This window comes from Streptomyces sp. NPDC092370, from assembly GCF_044755265.1.
Taxonomy (GTDB): Bacteria; Actinomycetota; Actinomycetes; order Streptomycetales; family Streptomycetaceae; genus Streptomyces.
Genome location: NZ_JBIVQO010000006.1, coordinates 256,092 through 271,215, shown reverse-complemented (window position 1 = coordinate 271,215; position 15,124 = coordinate 256,092). Strand labels below are relative to the sequence as shown.

At 73.2% G+C, this 15,124-nt stretch carries 15 protein-coding genes; 8 read left to right on the top strand and 7 right to left on the bottom strand.

The features are described from left to right. Positions 1–61: 61 nt before the first annotated feature. Together ACIQHQ_RS20435 and ACIQHQ_RS20430 are read right to left on the bottom strand one after the other, a co-directional pair. A complete protein-coding gene (locus ACIQHQ_RS20435; protein WP_402613300.1) occupies positions 62–1,321 on the bottom strand; it encodes an MFS transporter in 1,260 nt (419 codons plus the stop codon). 141 nt (positions 1,322–1,462) lie between these two features. After that, the gene (locus ACIQHQ_RS20430) at positions 1,463–1,915 is read right to left on the bottom strand and encodes a YbhB/YbcL family Raf kinase inhibitor-like protein (RefSeq protein WP_402613299.1); all 453 of its coding nucleotides are present in this window, start codon (positions 1,913–1,915) and stop codon (positions 1,463–1,465) included. Between the two features lie 107 nt (positions 1,916–2,022). On the opposite strand from ACIQHQ_RS20430, the gene ACIQHQ_RS20425 reads away from it, so the two are divergent. After that, positions 2,023–3,042 carry an RNA polymerase sigma factor RpoD/SigA gene (locus ACIQHQ_RS20425; protein WP_402613486.1) on the top strand — a complete coding sequence of 340 codons (1,020 nt, stop codon included), beginning with the start codon at positions 2,023–2,025 and terminating at the stop codon, positions 3,040–3,042. An 83-nt stretch (positions 3,043–3,125) separates the two neighbouring features. Here ACIQHQ_RS20425 and ACIQHQ_RS20420 read toward each other — a convergent pair whose 3' ends face one another. Genes ACIQHQ_RS20420 through ACIQHQ_RS20410 form a run of 3 tightly spaced genes read right to left on the bottom strand, consistent with a single transcriptional unit; the run spans position 3,126 to position 5,226 of the window. Continuing rightward, on the bottom strand, positions 3,126–3,581 hold the full coding sequence (locus ACIQHQ_RS20420; protein WP_402613298.1) for an archease: 456 nt from the start codon (positions 3,579–3,581) through the stop codon (positions 3,126–3,128). Positions 3,582–3,637: 56 nt separating this feature from the next. Continuing rightward, positions 3,638–4,240 carry a DJ-1/PfpI family protein gene (locus ACIQHQ_RS20415; protein ID WP_402613297.1) on the bottom strand — a complete coding sequence of 201 codons (603 nt, stop codon included), beginning with the start codon at positions 4,238–4,240 and terminating at the stop codon, positions 3,638–3,640. Then, entirely contained in the window at positions 4,237–5,226 is a 990-nt protein-coding gene (locus ACIQHQ_RS20410) for a GlxA family transcriptional regulator (RefSeq protein ID WP_402613296.1), read from the bottom strand. Before ACIQHQ_RS20410 ends, ACIQHQ_RS20415 begins: the two co-directional genes overlap by 4 nt. 119 nt (positions 5,227–5,345) lie before the next feature. On the opposite strand from ACIQHQ_RS20410, the gene ACIQHQ_RS20405 reads away from it, so the two are divergent. The 3 genes from ACIQHQ_RS20405 (at position 5,346) to ACIQHQ_RS20395 (ending at position 7,805) form a co-directional block, all read left to right on the top strand. Further along, positions 5,346–6,005: a dienelactone hydrolase family protein gene (locus tag ACIQHQ_RS20405; protein ID WP_402613295.1), complete on the top strand. Its 660-nt coding sequence runs from the start codon at positions 5,346–5,348 to the stop codon at positions 6,003–6,005. Positions 6,006–6,096: 91 nt separating this feature from the next. Beyond that, on the top strand, positions 6,097–6,741 hold the full coding sequence (locus ACIQHQ_RS20400; protein WP_402613294.1) for a phosphoribosyltransferase: 645 nt from the start codon (positions 6,097–6,099) through the stop codon (positions 6,739–6,741). Positions 6,742–6,824: 83 nt separating this feature from the next. Further along, positions 6,825–7,805 (top strand): TerC family protein, encoded by a 981-nt coding sequence (locus ACIQHQ_RS20395; RefSeq protein WP_402613293.1) that lies wholly within the window; start codon positions 6,825–6,827, stop codon positions 7,803–7,805. A gap of 22 nt (positions 7,806–7,827) precedes the next feature. Here the strand turns inward: ACIQHQ_RS20395 and ACIQHQ_RS20390 are convergent, their stop codons facing one another. Together ACIQHQ_RS20390 and ACIQHQ_RS20385 are read right to left on the bottom strand one after the other, a co-directional pair. Continuing rightward, the gene (locus ACIQHQ_RS20390; protein ID WP_402613292.1) at positions 7,828–9,018 is read right to left on the bottom strand and encodes a CaiB/BaiF CoA transferase family protein; all 1,191 of its coding nucleotides are present in this window, start codon (positions 9,016–9,018) and stop codon (positions 7,828–7,830) included. A gap of 354 nt (positions 9,019–9,372) precedes the next feature. After that, positions 9,373–9,984, bottom strand: a complete 612-nt coding sequence (locus ACIQHQ_RS20385; RefSeq protein WP_402613291.1) for a TetR/AcrR family transcriptional regulator — start codon at positions 9,982–9,984, stop codon at positions 9,373–9,375. Between the two features lie 241 nt (positions 9,985–10,225). Here ACIQHQ_RS20385 and ACIQHQ_RS20380 point away from each other — a divergent pair, with 241 nt between their 5' ends. Genes ACIQHQ_RS20380 through ACIQHQ_RS20365 form a run of 4 tightly spaced genes read left to right on the top strand, consistent with a single transcriptional unit; the run spans position 10,226 to position 14,988 of the window. Continuing rightward, positions 10,226–10,771 (top strand): (2Fe-2S)-binding protein, encoded by a 546-nt coding sequence (locus ACIQHQ_RS20380; protein WP_402613290.1) that lies wholly within the window; start codon positions 10,226–10,228, stop codon positions 10,769–10,771. Then, complete coding sequence (locus ACIQHQ_RS20375) at positions 10,768–11,760, top strand: FAD binding domain-containing protein (RefSeq protein ID WP_402613289.1); 993 nt, start codon at positions 10,768–10,770, stop codon at positions 11,758–11,760. The genes ACIQHQ_RS20380 and ACIQHQ_RS20375 overlap by 4 nt, the downstream gene beginning before the upstream one ends. Then, on the top strand, positions 11,757–13,871 hold the full coding sequence (locus ACIQHQ_RS20370; RefSeq protein ID WP_402613288.1) for a xanthine dehydrogenase family protein molybdopterin-binding subunit: 2,115 nt from the start codon (positions 11,757–11,759) through the stop codon (positions 13,869–13,871). Before ACIQHQ_RS20375 ends, ACIQHQ_RS20370 begins: the two co-directional genes overlap by 4 nt. Then, entirely contained in the window at positions 13,864–14,988 is a 1,125-nt protein-coding gene (locus ACIQHQ_RS20365; RefSeq protein WP_402613287.1) for an XdhC family protein, read from the top strand. Before ACIQHQ_RS20370 ends, ACIQHQ_RS20365 begins: the two co-directional genes overlap by 8 nt. Positions 14,989–15,124 lie beyond the last annotated feature (136 nt).

Below are 15,124 nucleotides of genomic sequence, written 5' to 3'. Positions count from 1 at the left end.
CGGCCCCGGGCTCGGGGCGGCGGCGCACTGCGAGACGTCGTCTCCCGCGCACGCCGCCAGGTCAGCCGCCGTCCGGCTCCACCGCCACGGGGGCCGGTTCAGCGCCGGCCCCCGTGGCGTGCTCCCGGCGCGGGAGCAGCAGCGGCGTGGCGAGCAGCAGGGCACCGGCCAGTGCGATGGCCGTCCGGGGACCGGTCCGGGCGGCCAGCACCCCCCACAGGGCGGTCGTCGCGGCGGTGGCCGCCTTGCCGGTGGCCGACCAGGCGGCCAGGGTGCGGGTGACCCGGTCCCTGGGAGTGCGGTCGAGGCGGTGGGTGGCGAGGACCGGGTTGAACACGCCGCAGCAGGTGATCAGGCCGAACTCGACCAGCATGATCAGAGCCAGGCCGGGTGCTCCGGGGCCGGTGAAGGCCAGGCCGATCGGCCAGCAGGCCCGGAGCACCCCCGCGGTGAGCAGGACGCGGTGCCGGCCATGGCGTGCGACGAGGCGGGGAGCCAGGCGGGAGCCGAGCAGGCCGCCGGTGCAGGGCACCGCGAAGGCGAGGGCGTACTGCCACGGCGCGAAGTGCAGGTCGTCGACCATCAGGACCAGCAGCGGCGGAGACGCCGCCATGATCAGGGAGTTCACCACGAGCGAGTTGAAGAACAGCGGGCGCAGGGCCGGGTCGGCCAGGATGTGGCGCCAGCCGTCGAGCAGTTCACCGGCCCGGGATACCGCGGGACGCGGCCGTACCGGGTGCTTCTCGGTGTCGCCGATGGCGCGGATGCCGATCGCCGAGAGCAGATAGCTCACGGCGTCGGCCACCACCGTCGTCACCGGGCCGAACAGGACGATCGCGGCCCCTCCCAGTGGCGGGCCGACCATGCTGGCGGTCCAGGTCGTCGCCTCCAAGCGTCCGTTAGCGACGAGCAGGTCCCGCCGCGGCAGCAGGTCCTTGAGGAACGCCCCGGTCGCCGCGTTGAAGGTGATGTCGGCCGCCGCCACGGCCACCGACACGAGCAGCAACTGGCCGAAGCCCAGTCGGCCGGCGGCGAACGCCACGGGGATGCTCAGCAGCATCACGCACCGGATCAGGTCCGCCGCGATCATCACCGGCCGTTTGCGGTGGATCTCCACCCACGGTCCGAGCGGCACCGACACCGCCGCGCCGACCGCCGGTCCCACCGCGGCCAGCAGCGACACCTGCGTCGGTCCGGTGTCCAGCGCCAGGACCGCGATCAGGGCGAACGCGTCGAACGCGAGCCATGTGCCGGCCGTGCTGACCGCGTACGCGCCCCACAGCCACCCGAACCGTCGCCCCAGCGACCGTCTGCCCGCCATGTCCGGCGCACTCCCCGCTCTCCCGGACAACCCGATGTTGTCCGGGAGCCATCCAAGCGAGAGGCAGGCAGGCCGGGCAAACAACCGTGCCCCGCCCACGCCACAACCATCCGTTGTGACGTCCGGAAAGGATGCGAGGGTTCAGCGCTGGTACAGCCCCACCAGTGTCGCGTCCGCGAGGCGGCGCCTCTCGACCTCCTCGTGCACCTGGTCCGCGCGCGGGGCGTCGGGCAGGACGCACGGTTCGGACAGGGCGTAGAGCCGGAAGACGTAGTGGTGGGCGTCGTCACCGGGCGGCGGATGCGGGCCACCCCAGCCGTGCTGCCCGTAGCCGTTGATGAGTTCCGTGCCGCCCGGCGGGCTCTGCCCGGCCTCGACGCCGTCGCTGTGCGGGTCGATGCCGACCACCACCCAGTGCGCGAAGGTCCCCGACGGGGCGTCGGGATCCTCGCACAGCAGGACCAGTTCGGCCGCGTCGTCCGGTACGCCGCTCCAGGTCAGCGGCGGAGAGATGTTCGGTCCCTCGTAGGAGTACCGGCGCGCGATGAAGGAGTGGTCGTTGAACGCGTCGCTGCTGAGTTCGATGCCGGTCATAGCGCCCGGGGTACCCCCGGGACTCCCGGGACACACGGTTCGGGACCGGATCCGCCGGGTACCCGGAAGGGCGAGCCGAACGAGGCGGGGGAGTGAGGAACCCGATGATGTCCCCCCTGGCAGAAGACCCCGCGAACGAGGTCCGGGAGGACCGCCGCGCCCCCGCCCGCACCGCGCGGCTGCGCAGCCGCATCCCCGAGCCCGACGAGGAGCCGGACCTCCTCGGCCAGTACCTCGCACAGATCTCGGCGACCCCCCTGCTCACCGCGGAGGACGAGGTACGGCTGGCCCGGCGGATGGAGACAGGCGTGCGGGCGATGGCGGAGCTGGACCTGGCCGACGCCGGTGAACGCGGCCTCACGGCGAAGCGGCGCCGGGAACTGGAGGACGCCCTTCGTGACGGGCAGGCGGCCAAGGACCACATGGTCCGTGCCAATCTCCGGCTCGTCGTGTCGATGGCCAAGCGGCACGCCCACCGCGGTCTGCCCCTGCTGGACGTCATCCAGGAGGGCAACCTCGGGCTGATCCGGGCCGTGGAGAAGTTCGACCACACCAAGGGCTTCAAGTTCTCCACGTACGCGACCTGGTGGATCCGCCAGGCGATCGAACGGGGCCTGGCCGCGCACGCCCGCTCCGTACGGCTGCCGATGCACGTCGTGGAGCAGCTGCAGAAGATCGCCAAGGTCGAGCGGCGGCTGCGACTCGACCTCGAGCGGGAGCCGACCGCCGAGGAGGTGGCCCGGGAGAGCGGCCTCGCCGAGGACCGGATCGGCTGGCTGCGCCATGTCGGACGGGACGCCGTCAGCCTGGACACACCGGTGGACGACAAGGGCGAGACCGTCGTCGGCGACCTCATCGCCGACACCGAGGTGCTCCGGGCCCCGGAGGTGGCCGAGTTCCGGGCGCTCGCCGAGGAACTCCGCGAGGCCGTCGGCACGCTCGCGCCCCGCGAGGCGATGATCCTCAGCCTGCGCTACGGGTTGCACGACGGGCACACCCGCACCCTGAACGAGGTCGCGCGGCGCGTCGGTCTGACCCGCGAGCGGGTGCGCCAACTCGAGAAGGAGTCGCTCGCCCGGCTGCGGGAGCCGGGCAACCGCGAACGGCTGGTGGCCTGGGCGGGCTGACGCCCCGCCTCTCCCACCTCACGCCCTGACGTCCGGCACCGCGGCGCTCAGCCCGCCGCGACGGACGTACCCCGCCGCCGAGGTCAGGCGTCGACCGTCACCGCACACGACCATCCGAAGGGATCCGGCCCGATCCGCAGCCGGTTCCACACCACCGCCGTCGGAACCGCCCCCGTGATCTCCACGTCCGCGATGCCGGTGACCGCCAGGCGTACGTCCAGGCCGCCGTCGGCCTCGTCCGCCTCCACGTCCACGGGCACCTGGCCGTACACCTGCAGCCGGAAGATGATCTCGTCCAGCAGCGAGGCGAGCAGGTCGTCGTCGCTGGCCTCGGGCAGGCGCACCCGGTCCACGGCGGTGGCCCGCACCCCGGAGACGTCCGCGAAACACTCCACCATCGCCAGGACGGCCTCCGCCAGACAATGCTCCCGGCACGCCGCCCACGCCTCGATCCGGATATCGCCTGGATGCGGCACCGCCCGGTGCCCGCACTCGCCCGGCTGCCGCCCTTGCCCGCCGTCGCCCGTGTCACCGCCCATGAACAACGCCTGCCCGAGGCTCGCCCACCCATGCGGCCCCGGACCCGCCATGTCGATCAAACGGGCTCGTCCGCGAGATACGGCGGCGCCGGGTCGTACTGGACACAGCGCCGCACCTCCCGCGCGTGCTCCCGCCCGTGCAACCGCCCCACCAGCCACAACGCACTGTCGATACCGGCCGATACACCCTGGCTGGTGACCAGGTTGCCGTCCACGACGTAGCGGGCGTCCCGGACGACGGTCACGTCCCCGAGGGCCTCCAAGGTGTCCTCGTGGCTCCGGTGCGTGGCCACCCGACGCCCGCGGGCGGGCCCGGCGGCGTGCAGCAGGAACGTTCCGGTGCACACGCCGTGCACCCACGCGGTCCGCTCCGCCGTCTTTTCGATCCAGCCGGTGACCACCGGGTTGTGCGGCTGGACCTCACGCGCGCCGCGCCCGCCCGGTACATGCAGCACGTCCAGCGGCGGATGGTCGTCGAGGGTGTGGTCGGGCAGGACGCGCAGCCCCTTGTTGCAACGCACCGGCCCGGGGTGCTCGGCGATGAGCACGGCCGAGTCGGCGCTCTCCCGGAGCCGGGCCGAGACGGTGAACACCTCCCAGGGCCCCACGAAGTCGAGCTCCTCGGCGTCCTCGAACACCAGCAGGCCATAGGTCGTCATGCGCTTCTTCCTTCCTCTGCGGGATCTGCCAGGGGTCCCGCGGTGGAGCGGAACCTGGCGCGGTAGTCCGACGGCGCGACGCCGAGCCGGCGGTGGAACGTACGGCGCAGGGTCTCGGCCGTGGAGAAGCCGTAGCGGCGGGCGATGGTCTCGACCGGCTCGTCCCCGTCCGTGAGCGCGCGCTGCGCCGCCTCGACACGCACCCGCTCGACGTACGCCGCCGGCGGGGCGCCCAGTTCGGCGGTGAAACGGCGTTGCAGGTGGCGGGGGCTCAGCCCCGCGTGCGCGGCGAGGCCGGCGATGTCGTGCCGAGCGCCCGGATCGGCGTGGATCGCGGCGACGGCGGCCCGCACCGGGTCCGTCGCCGGCTGCCGTGACCACAGCGCCACACTGAACTGCGACTGGCCGCCCGGACGGCGCAGGAACAGCACCAGCCGACGGGCCACCTCGTGCGCGACGTCCCGGCCCAGGTCGTCCTCCACCAGGGCGAGCGCCAGATCCATCCCGGCCGTCACCCCGGCCGACGTCCACACCCGCCCGTCCCGGACGAAGATCGGCTCGCAGTCCACGCGCACCTCGGGATGCTCCCGGGCCAACTGCTCCTCGCGGGCCCAGTGCGTGGTGACCCGCCGCCCCTCCAGCAGTCCTGCGGCCGCCAGCAGGAACACCCCGCTGCACACCGAGGCCACCCGCCGGGCCCCGGACGCGGCGGCGGCGACCCAGGCGACCAGCGCCTTGTCCTCCCGTGCCCGGTCGACGCCCCGGCCCCCGACCACCACGAGGGTGTCCGTCCCGGCGGGATCGAGGTCCGCCACGCCGCGCCCGGCGTGCACGAGCAGCCCGCTCACCGACCGGACCGGCCCCGCCCGGGTGGCCACGACCTCACAGGCGTACTCGCCCGCACTGTGGAACACCTCGTGCGGCCCGGTGAGGTCGAGCGGCTGGAAGCCGTCGAAGACGACGAAGACAACACGGTGATCGGTCACGACCTCACGCTCCACCGGCCCCCGGCACGGCGTCAACGACACGCATCCCACAGATCGCGCCATGGGACGTTCCGCCCCGGGCGGGTACCACGGGAGGCGGGGGGGAGAGGAGGCTGACGATGATCTCCCGGACCGTCACCGTGTCCGCGGGTGGCGTCGGACTGACCGGCGATCTGGCCGTGCCGGCGGACGCCCGGGCGATCGTGCTGTTCGCGCACGGCAGCGGCAGCTCCCGGCGCAGCCCCCGCAACCGCGAGGTCGCCGCCGGTCTGCGCGCCGCCGGACTCGGCACCCTGCTGATCGACCTGCTCACCGAGGAGGAGGAGCGCCGGGACGCCGTCACCGCCGAACTCCGCTTCGACATCCCCCTGTTGGGTCACCGGCTGACGGACGCCGTCGACTGGCTGGCGCGGGAGCCCGGCACCTCGGGGTTGCCCGTCGTCCTGTTCGGTGCCAGCACCGGCGCGGGTGCGGCCCTGGTCGCGGCGGCGCGGCGCCCCGACCGGGTACGGGGCGTCGTCTCGCGCGGCGGACGGCCCGACCTTGCGGGCGACGCCCTGGACACCGTACGGGCCCCGGTGCTGCTGATCGTGGGCGGCCGGGACACGCACGTGCTGCGGCTCAACCAGGAGGCCGCCCGGCGGCTGCCCGGCCCGCACACCCTCCGCGTGGTGCCGGGCGCCACCCACCTGTTCGAGGAACCGGGCGCGCTCGGCCAGGTCACCGAGGCGGCCCGGCAGTGGTGCGACGAGCAGGTGCGGACCGCCGACGGCCGGTGACCGTCGTGCGTGCATCGCCCCGCGGGCCCGGGGTACGCGGGGAACGAACCGGCCGAGGGCCCTCTCCGTGCGGGAAGCAGAGGTGACCGTCATGCGGTTCCGTGATCGTCGGCAGGCCGGTGAGGAACTGGCCGAAACACTGCGCGCCCGGCAGCGCGAGGGGGACCTGCCCGATCCCCTCGTCCTCGCCCTGCCCCGAGGTGGGGCCGCCGTGGCACGCCAGGTCGCCGCCGCGCTGGACGCCCCGCTCGACGTGCTCGTCGTACGCAAGATCGGGGCACCTCGCCATGAGGAGCTCGGCGTCGGCGCGATGGCCGGGGACGAGGTGCCGCTCCTGGACGAGGACGCCCTGCGCCACCTCGGCATCAGCGAGGCGGCGCTGGCCCCCGTCATCGAACGGGAGCGTGCCGAACTGCGCCGCCGTGAGCGGCTGTACCGGCAGGGGCGGCCCGCCCCTGGCCTGCGCGGACGGACCGTGATCGTCGTCGACGACGGCCTGGCGACCGGCTCCACGGCCCGCGCGGCGCTGCGCTTCGTACGCCGTCAGGCGCCCGCACGCGTGCTGCTGGCCGCGCCCGTGTGCTCCCCGGAAGGGGCCGATCTGATGCGGGCGGAGGCCGACGAGGTCATCTGCCTGCACCGGCCGGCCGCGTTCATGGCCGTGGGCCTGTGGTACGAGAACTTCGACCAGTTGACGGACCAGGACGTCCTGGAAGCCCTCCGCGTGCAGCTTTGACCCATTGTTCACCTGGCAGGAGTGGCGGAATCCGGCCACCGTGGACCACGCTGTCCTTCCCCCCACCTGTACCAGGAGCAACAGTGAACGTCTCGCTGTCCGTGTGGCTGCTGACCGTGGCAGCCCTGTGCGTGCTCGTCGCCGTCGACTTCTTCGTCGGCCGCAAGCCGCACGACGTGTCCGTCAAGGAAGCCGGGACGTGGACGGTGGTGTGGGTCGTCCTGGCCGTGCTGTTCGGCCTGGGGCTGTGGTACTTCGCAGGGAGCGGGCCCACGGGCGAATTCTTCGCCGGGTACATCACCGAGAAGTCGCTCAGCGTCGACAATCTCTTCGTCTTCGTCCTGATCATGGGGAAGTTCGCGGTGCCCACGCAGTACCAGCAGCGGGTTCTCATGGTGGGCGTCCTGATGGCCCTGGTCCTGCGGGCCGTGTTCATCGCGGCCGGCGCGGCGATCATCTCCGCCTTCTCCTGGGTCTTCTACCTCTTCGGCGCGTTTTTGATCTGGACCGCCTGGAAGCTGGTCCAGGACGCCCGCACCCAGGACCACGAGGAGGAGTACCAGGAGAACAAGCTGCTCAAGATGGCGGAACGGCGCTTCGGCGTGGCCGACCGCTATCACGGCACGAAGCTGTTCATCACCGAGAACGGCAAGCGGATCATGACCCCGATGCTGGTCGTGATGCTCGCGATCGGCTCCACCGACGTGCTGTTCGCCCTCGACTCCATCCCGGCCATCTACGGTCTGACGCAGGACCCGTACATCGTGTTCACCGCGAACGCCTTCGCCCTCATGGGCCTGCGCCAGCTGTACTTCCTCATCGGCGGCCTGCTGAAGAAGCTGGTCCACCTCTCCTACGGGCTGTCGATCATCCTCGGCTTCATCGGCGTGAAGCTGGTGCTGCACGCCCTGCACGAGTCGGGCGTCCACGTCCCCGAGATCGGCATCCCGTTCTCGCTGGGCTTCATCGTGCTCGTCCTGGCGGTGACGACGGTCACGAGCCTGCGGGCGTCGAAGAAGCAGGCGGCCGAGGCGGCGGCACAGCGGGCCCCCGAGTCCTCCTAGGCACCCCGCGGGACCAGGCCCGTCAGACGACTCCGTCCGCCCGCAGCGCGGCCACCTCGTCCGTGGTGCGGCCCAGTTCGGTGAGGATCGCCTCGGTGTGCTCGCCCACCGCCGGAACCGGGTCCATGCGCGCGGGCACGCCGGTGAGGTCGGCGGGCGGGAGCAGCGCCTCCACGGTGGCGCCCGGCACCCCGACCTCGGTCCAGCGGCCACGGGCGGCCAGCACGGGGTGGTCCAGAAAGGCGGCGACGTCGTTGACCCCGGCGCAGGCGATGCCGATGCGCTCCAGGTCCTTGAGGATCTCGTCGGAGCCGGAGCGGGCGAACCGCTCGGCGACGACGACGTCGAGCTCGTCCCGGTGGGCGACACGGTCGGACCCGGTGGCGAAGCGCGGATCGTCGACCAGCTCCGGCAGGCCGAGGAACTCGGCGCACAGGGCCGCCCACTCCCGCTCGTTCTGGATGGAGAACAGCACTTCCTTGCCGTCGGCGGCGGTGTACGTCCCGTACGGCGCGATGGTGGCGTGCCGGGTGCCGATGCGCGGGGGCTGGGTGCCGCCGTGCCGGGTGTAGTAGGCGGGCTGGCCCATCCACTCCGCGAGCGCCTCGAACAGGGACACCTCCACGGGGTGGGCCTCGCCGGTGGTGGCGCGGGTGTACAGGGCGGTGAGGATGCCGCTGTAGGCGTACATCCCGGCGGCGATGTCGGCCACGGAAATCCCGGTCCGGGCGGTCCCCTCGGGGGTGCCGGTCAGTGACACCAGCCCGGTCTGGCACTGCACGAGCAGGTCGTAGGCCTTGCGGTCGGCCCAGGGGCCGGTGGTGCCGTAGCCGGATATCGTGCACGGAATCAGGTTCGGGCGGCGGCCGGTGACGGTGGCGGCGTCCAGACCGAGCCGGGCGGCGGCGCCCGGCGCGAGGTTCTGCACGAAGACGTCGGCGCCGTCGAGGAGCTCGTGCAGGATCTCGTGGCCGCGGGGGTCCTTCAGGTCGAGGGTGAGCGACTCCTTGGAACGGTTGAGCCACACGAAGTAGCTGGAATGGCCGTGCACGGTCGTGTCGTACCGGCGGGCGAAGTCGCCGCCGCCGGGCCGCTCCACCTTGATCACCCGGGCACCGAGGTCGGCGAGTTGCCGGGTGGCGTAGGGCGCGGCCACGGCCTGCTCCAGACTGACCACCGTGACCCCGGTCAGGGGATACCGCTGCACGCTCATGCCTCAAGCTCCCGAATCGTGTACGGAGGGCGCTCGGACAGTCTGCCGCAGGGGCAGGACCCCGGCGCGGTCCGCCGACGCGATCCGGATCACGCCGACGGGTGGTTTCGCGGGGCGGTGATGCCGGTGGCGTGCGGCTTTCATCGGCACGACGCGGTTCGGAGCGACGGAGCCCACGGCCGGGCGCCGGGCCGATACGGCGGGGCGTACGGCGGATACGACAGGCCCTACGGCGGATGCCGCGTGGCGTACGGCCGCTACGGCCGGGACAGGTGCCGCGTCAAGAGGGCCGGTTGCAGCCGCAGCCGGCCCCTCGCGTGGGTCGAGATTCACCACGATCGCCGGGCCCGCCCTCTACGTGTCGCCGACCGGGCCCGCCCTCTGTGTGTCACCGCCGGGCGCCCCCACGCGCAGCGCGTCCATGACGAAGTCCAGCAGGCGGGTGGCGCGCGGCTGCCAGTCGTCGCGGGGGTCCATCGTCCAGAGTCCGCCGATGGCGAGGAAGAGGTCGTCCGCCGTGATCCCCGGCCGGATGGTGCCGGCCTGCTCGGCGGCCCGCAGCAGGAGTTCGGCCGCCTCGGTCACCGGGGCGTGTCCCGGCTTCGCCGGCTGCCCCGGTGCGCTGGTGGCCTGACGGATGGCGTCGGCCAAACCCGCCTTGGCCATGGCGAACCGCGCCAGCCGGTCCATCCACTCGCGCAGCGCCCGGTCGGGCTCCCTGCTCTCCAGCAGCGGTGCCGCGGTGTCGGCTACCTGCCGCATCTCATGCCGGTAGATCTCCAGGACGAGTGCCTCACGGGTGGGGAAGTGGCGGTAGAAGGTGCCCTGCCCGACGCCCGCCTTCCTGGCGATCGCGCTCAGCGGGGCGTTCGCCGAACGCGTCAGTTCCTCCAGCGCCACCGCCAGGATGCGCTCGCGGTTGCGCTGCGCGTCCGAGCGCAGCGGAGCGTCCTTGTCCTGCCGCACTCGCCCTCCTCGTGATCCATGGCCGAAACTCCGCCCTTGTTAAGCGGACAGTTGTCCATTAGGTTTTCCCGGTAACGGACAACTGTCCGCTTGCCTCATCGTATCGGCGTGCCGTCCGTACGGACAGCCCATGGCTGCCGCGCCCAGGACCGGCCCGCCCGCATCCCGCACGGCCGAGCGACGGCACCTCCAGCCGCAGCGCCGTGCTCCTTGACCTCGCGATGTGAGAGAGAAGGCTTCCATGCCCCCATCGACGTCCAGCGACCTCACCCTGTCCGTCAACGGCGAGAAGTACACGCTGACCGTCGACCACCGCACCACCCTGCTCGACGCCCTGCGTGAGCGCCTCGACATGACCGGCACCAAGAAGGGCTGCGACCAAGGGCAGTGCGGTGCCTGCACCGTCCTGGTCGACGGCCGCCGGAGCCTGGCCTGCCTGCAACTGGCGGTCGCCGCCGAAGGGCGCGAGATCACCACCATCGAAGGTGTGGCCGACGGTGATCAACTGCACCCCGTTCAGCAGGCGTTCCTCGACCTGGACGGTTTCCAGTGCGGCTACTGCACACCGGGGCAGATATGTTCGGCCATCGCCGTGATCGAGGAACACGCCGCCGGCTGGCCGAGTGCGGTTTCGGGCGACGTCCGGCCCGAGGCGGGACCACCACCGCTCACCCCGGAGGAGATCCGGGAGCGCATGAGCGGCAACCTGTGCCGCTGCGGCGCGTACGTGTCGATCGTCCAGGCCGTGGCCCGGGCCGCCGAGGAGATGAAGGGGGCCGCGGCATGAGGGAGTTCGGCTACCAGCGGGCGTACGACGTCTCCGGCGCCGTGGCGCTGCTCGACGGCGACGGGCAGGCCCGTTTCCTGGGCGGTGGCACCAACCTCGTCGACCTGATGAAGACCGGCGTGGAACGGCCCGCCCGGCTCGTGGACATACGCGAACTGCCCCTGAATCGCGTCGAACCGGCCGAGGACGGCGGGCTGCGCATCGGGGCGACCGCCACCAACAGCGACCTGGCCGCCCACCCGGAGGTCAGGCGCCGCTACCCCGCACTCGCCCAGGCGGTACTGGCCGGCGCTTCGGGGCAGCTGCGCAACATGGCCACCGTCGGCGGCAACCTGCTCCAGCGCACCCGCTGCGGCTACTTCACCGACATCAACTCGCCCTGCAACAAACGCGTGCCCGGCAGCGGCTGTCCCGCGATCGCGGGCGAGCACCACAACCACGCCATCCTGGGCGCCTCCGGCCACTGCGTGGCGACCCACCCGTCCGACATGGGCGTGGCCCTGACCGCCTTCGACGCGCGCGTGACCTACGAAACACCCGCCGGGCCGGGGGAGTTGCCGCTCGACGACCTGTACCTGCCGGTGGGGGAGACCCCGCACCGGGAGACCGCCCTGCCGGCGGGCGCGCTGATCACCGGCGTCACCCTGCCGCCCACCGCCACAGCCGTCAACTCCCGCTACCGCAAGGTGCGCGAGCGGGCCTCGTACGCCTTCGCCATCGGCTCCGTCACCGCCGCGCTCGACGTACGGGACGGTCTCGTGCACGACGTGCGCCTGGCGTTCGGCGCCGTCGCCTCCCACCCCTGGCGCGCTCGCACGGCCGAACGCGTCCTGACCGGCGCGCCGGCCGAGGCGGCGAACTTCGCGGCCGCCGCGGACGCCGAACTGGCCGCCGCCCGGCCCCTGCCCGACAACGGATACAAGGTGACCCTGATGCGCAACCTCGTCGTGGCCGTGCTGAGCGAACTCGCCGAGGAGGCCGCCCGATGACCATCGCCGCCAGGGGATCCGTCGGCACCGCTCACACGCGCGTGGAGGGCCGCGACAAGGTCACCGGAGCGGCCCGCTACGCCGGTGAGATCCCGTTCGCCGCACTCGCCCACGGCTGGCTGGTGCTGTCCACCGTCGCCCGCGGCCGCATCCGTGCCCTGGACACCGAGGCCGTGCTCGGCATGCCCGGTGTCCTCACCGTGCTCCACCACCACAACGCCCCGCGCGTCGACACCGGTTACATCGGCGTCATGGGCGTCCCGCCGGACCCGAGCGTCGGCCTCTTCCAGCACGACCGGGTGCCCCACGCCGGCTGGCCGGTGGCGCTGGTCGTCGCGGAGACCTCCGAACAGGCCAGGGAGGCCGCCGAGGCCCTCGTGGTGCACTACGACCAGGAGCCGCACGACGTGGCGTTCTCCGCCGGGCGCGACGCCGACGCGTACCCGCTCGACGGGCACATGCCAGCCGTGGTGGAGAAAGGCGACCTGGAGGCCGAACTGGCCGCGTCCACCGTCGTGGTGGACGCGTGGTACACCACCCCCGAGGAACACCACAACCCGATGGAACCACACGCGGCGGCGGCCCGGTGGGAGGGCGGCCGGCTCGAGGTCGTCGACTCCAACCAGGGCACCAGCTGGGTCGCCGACGAGCTCGCCAGGCTGTTCTCCCTGGACCCCGGCTCGGTGCGGGTCCGGTCCGAGCACGTCGGCGGCGGCTTCGGCAGCAAGGGCGCCCGCGCCCACCAGGTGGCCGCGGTGATGGCCGCGACCGTCCTGCAGCGCCCGGTCAGAGTCGTCATGACCCGTCGGCAGATGTTCTCGCTCGCCGGCCACCGCAGCCCCACCGCCCAGCGGGTCCGGCTCGGCGCCGACGCGGACGGGCGGCTGCGCGCCCTGGAGCACCGGTCGCTGAACCAGACCTCGACCGTGCACGAGTTCCTCGAGCCGGGCGCCGCGGCGAGCCGTTCGATGTACGCCGCCGACGCCCACCACACGGCCAACCGGCTCGTGAGGCTGGACGTCCCCACCCCGACCTGGATGCGCGCCCCGGGCGAGGCACCGGGCTCGTTCGCGCTGGAGTCGGCGCTCGACGAGCTCGCCGAGCGGTGCGGCATCGACCCCATCGAACTGCGGATCCGCAACGAGCCCGCGGTGGGCCCGGTCTCCGGGCTGCCGTTCAGCGGCCGCAACCTGATCGCCTGCTTCCGGGAGGGTGCCCGCAGGTTCGGCTGGGACGGGCGGGATCCGCGGCCCGGCGTGCGCCGGGAGGGCCGCTGGCTGCTCGGCACGGGCACCGCGGCGGCCTCCTTCCCCACGATGGCCATGCCGTCCACGGCGGCCGTGACCGCGGAGGCGGACGGCAGCTTCACGGTGCGGATCAACGCCGCGGACATCGGCACCGGCGCCAGGACCGCGCTCACCCTGGTCGCCGCGGACGCCCTGGAGGTGCCCGCTGACCGGGTCCATGTGCGGATCGGGGACAGCGACCTCGGCCCCGCGTCGATCGCCGGCGGTTCCGCCGGCACCCGCTCCTGGAGCTGGGCCGTCACGGCCGCCGCCGGGGAACTGCGCCGGAGCCTCGCGCCCGGCGCCGACATCCCGCCGGAGGGCGTCACCGTACGGTCGAACACGGCCGAGGCCGTCGGCGCGCTCGCCCAGAAGGAACGGCACGCCTTCGGGGCGCAGTTCGCCGAGGTCGCCGTCGACCCCGCCACCGGCGAGGTCCGCGTGCGCCGCATGCTGGGCATCTTCGCGGCCGGCCGCATCGTCAACCCGCTCACCGCCCGCAGCCAGCTCGTCGGCGGAATGACCTGGGGCATCTCCATGGCCCTGCACGAGGAGGCCGTCCGGGACCGGGCGAGCGGCGGCCTCTACGGAGCCGACCTGGCCGGCTACCACGTCGCCGCGCACGCCGACGTACCGCACATCGAGGCCGACTGGGTGGACGATCCCGACCCGGACGACCCGGTCGGCATCAAGGGCATCGGCGAGGTCGGCATCGTCGGCGCGGCAGCGGCGATCGCGGGCGCGGTGTGGCACGCCACCGGCGTACGTCACCGCGACCTGCCGATCCGGCCCGACCGCGTCCTGCTGGCGGGCGGCGATGCTTGATCTCGCGGGGCCCCTGCACGCGTGGATCGAGGAGGGCCGGGACTTCGCCGTCGCCACGGTCGTCGGCGTCGGCGGCAGCGCTCCGCGCCCTCCCGGCGCCGCGCTCGCCGTCCGTGCCGACGGTACGGCGGTCGGCTCGGTCTCCGGGGGCTGCGTGGAAGGAGCGGTGTACGACCTGTGCCTTCAGGCCCTCCACGAGGGCGAGGTGCTCGTCGAGCGGTTCGGCTACAGCGATGAGGACGCCTTCGCGGTTGGGTTGACCTGCGGCGGAACCATCGACGTCATGATCACCCCGTTCGTGGGCGGCCGTGCGGTCGAGTCGGCCGCGCTGGCGGCCGCCGCCCGGAACGGGCCCGTGGCCCTCGCCCGGGTGGTCCGGGGCCCGGCGGCGCTCCTCGGCCGGGCCCTGCTGGTGCGCCCCGACGGCTCCGGTGACGGCGCACTCGGCGTCGACCCGGACCTGCAGCGCACGGTGGCCGGCCGGGCTCGCGCCCTGCTCGACGCGGGCCGCACCGGCGTGGTGGAGCTCTCCGGGGACGGGTCGCACTGCCCCGGCGGGCTCACCCTGCTCGTGGAGTCGGCCGTCCCGCCGCCCCGGATGATCGTGTTCGGGGCGATCGACTTCGCGGCGGCACTGGTCCGGGCGGGCAGGTTCCTCGGCTACCACGTCACCGTGTGCGACGCCCGCCCCGTCTTCGCCACCCGGGCCCGTTTCCCGGAGGCCGACGAGATCGTCGTCGACTGGCCCGACCGCTACCTCCGGCGCACCGGGACCGACGGGCGGACGGTGCTGTGCGTGCTCACGCACGACGCGAAATTCGACATCCCGCTGCTCACGGAGGCACTGCGGCTGCCCGTCGCGTACGTCGGCGCCATGGGCTCCCGCCGCACCCACGAGGACCGTAACCGGCGGCTGCGCGAGGCGGGCGTGAGCGAGCGCGAGCTGACCCGGCTGAGGTCGCCGATCGGCCTCGATCTCGGGGCCCGCACGCCCGAGGAGACCGCCGTGTCCATCGCGGCGGAGATCATCGCGGCGCGGCAGGGCGGCACGGGGGCACCGCTCACCGGCTCGGACACGCCGATCCACCGGCCCGGGCGCGAGCCGCAGCCGGCCTGAGCCGCCGGTCGGGGCACCAGCGGGTCCGGGGACGAGCCGGTGCGGGCCTCAGCCGGCATAGGCCGGTGGGGCAGGACGAACAGCGAGGTCCCTGTCGAACGAAGACCCTCCCGTCGGCATGCCGGAGGGACCGGGG

What these genes read in the sequence shown, in the direction of transcription:
- ACIQHQ_RS20435 (WP_402613300.1), bottom strand. Translation starts at nt 1,321, where the DNA reads ATGGCGGGCAGACGGTCGCTGGGGCGACGGTTCGGGTGGCTGTGGGGC.
- ACIQHQ_RS20430 (WP_402613299.1), bottom strand. Translation starts at nt 1,915, where the DNA reads ATGACCGGCATCGAACTCAGCAGCGACGCGTTCAACGACCACTCCTTC.
- ACIQHQ_RS20425 (WP_402613486.1), top strand. Translation starts at nt 2,023, where the DNA reads ATGTCCCCCCTGGCAGAAGACCCCGCGAACGAGGTCCGGGAGGACCGC.
- ACIQHQ_RS20420 (WP_402613298.1), bottom strand. Translation starts at nt 3,581, where the DNA reads ATGGGCGGTGACACGGGCGACGGCGGGCAAGGGCGGCAGCCGGGCGAG.
- ACIQHQ_RS20415 (WP_402613297.1), bottom strand. Translation starts at nt 4,240, where the DNA reads ATGACGACCTATGGCCTGCTGGTGTTCGAGGACGCCGAGGAGCTCGAC.
- ACIQHQ_RS20405 (WP_402613295.1), top strand. Translation starts at nt 5,346, where the DNA reads ATGATCTCCCGGACCGTCACCGTGTCCGCGGGTGGCGTCGGACTGACC.
- ACIQHQ_RS20400 (WP_402613294.1), top strand. Translation starts at nt 6,097, where the DNA reads ATGCGGTTCCGTGATCGTCGGCAGGCCGGTGAGGAACTGGCCGAAACA.
- ACIQHQ_RS20390 (WP_402613292.1), bottom strand. Translation starts at nt 9,018, where the DNA reads ATGAGCGTGCAGCGGTATCCCCTGACCGGGGTCACGGTGGTCAGTCTG.
- ACIQHQ_RS20380 (WP_402613290.1), top strand. Translation starts at nt 10,226, where the DNA reads ATGCCCCCATCGACGTCCAGCGACCTCACCCTGTCCGTCAACGGCGAG.
- ACIQHQ_RS20375 (WP_402613289.1), top strand. Translation starts at nt 10,768, where the DNA reads ATGAGGGAGTTCGGCTACCAGCGGGCGTACGACGTCTCCGGCGCCGTG.
- ACIQHQ_RS20370 (WP_402613288.1), top strand. Translation starts at nt 11,757, where the DNA reads ATGACCATCGCCGCCAGGGGATCCGTCGGCACCGCTCACACGCGCGTG.
- ACIQHQ_RS20365 (WP_402613287.1), top strand. Translation starts at nt 13,864, where the DNA reads ATGCTTGATCTCGCGGGGCCCCTGCACGCGTGGATCGAGGAGGGCCGG.